We start from the raw sequence: 1,099 nt of genomic DNA on the forward strand, positions 1-1,099 counted from the left end.
CCATTGAATCTCTTCTCTTTTTGAAAGTGAAACTTCCCGACTTAGAAATGCCTGTTGCAACGCAAGGAATGCTGTATCCTGGAACGAGCGGAATCACAGATCAAGATCTCCGAACTGCAAGGGAAATCATTTTAAACAAAATATCGTCTCCCGAACAGGTTTTAGAAATTCTTCTGTCTTCTGAAGAGTGGAGAAATCGAATCATTGCAGCGAATAAAGCGGACTTTGAGGCTATTGACTCAGACTTTGGTAGCAGAATGGAAACTGCCTGCACCTCTGATTCGACTCAGAATGTGACCGCTGTGGTTAAAGATTTAGAAGAACAGAGAAATCAAGCAACCCTGTCTCTTGTACGCGTCTTTACTCAAGCGTGGTTAGAACAAGAATGTGCCGCCTTATTGAAGCAGGCGTAAGACCTGTGACAAAAAAAGCAAGTGAGAGGAGGCGAACCTGCCCGAATTTGGGCCGGTTTTGAAAAATTTAGTTTATTCAGGCCGGTCACAGATTCGTTGAGCTGTCCGATGCTCTCAGTTGGTAGTTTATCTTTCTAATTCGCCAGAAAAACTAAACTTTTTTATACGCAGTCAATTCATTTTTTCTAAAAATTCAATTTATACCTAAATGCATTCAAAAGTTGGGAATTTGGTCGGAAGGCCGCGCAAATTTTTGTGTCTGGAGTGAGTGACCATTGCCGAGGGGGCAAGGCAGGAATGAAGAACAAAAATTTACCGCGAAGCCGACGCAGCCAAAAACCAACTCTTGAATGCATTTGGGTATAAACGCAGGCTGTTTTTCTAAAATCACCTTGATTATCAGTATATTACGATTATTAAACTAAATAATTAATTATATTGAAATTTTATATATATAATTATAAAATATATATCAATCAATAAAACATTATTACAGGTTTTTAATATGTCGATAACAAGAGTTTTATCCGATAATAAATGGGTCGCAGGAAATTTTAATCCTAACACTCTTTGCGATGATTTAGATCGTCATCTCAATACCATTAATCAAAGCATTTCTTCCCTTTCTCAAGGGGATAATGGACCTAATTGCCTGCTCATGACCAAATTAGCTGAGTCGAACCTGT

Annotated in this window: 2 protein-coding genes; both read left to right on the top strand. The window is 38.6% G+C overall.

The features are described from left to right. Positions 1–413, top strand: a 413-nt coding sequence (locus VFA52_00040; GenBank protein HZS42606.1) for an NEL-type E3 ubiquitin ligase domain-containing protein, incomplete at its 5' end; no start/stop codon positions are given. 505 nt (positions 414–918) lie between these two features. Beyond that, positions 919–1,099: hypothetical protein (locus VFA52_00045; GenBank protein ID HZS42607.1), on the top strand; the 181-nt coding region annotated here is incomplete at its 3' end.

This window comes from Candidatus Paceibacterota bacterium, assembly GCA_035652395.1.
In the GTDB taxonomy this organism is placed as follows: domain Bacteria; phylum Patescibacteriota; class Minisyncoccia; order Phycocordibacterales; family CAJBRS01; genus JADGRH01.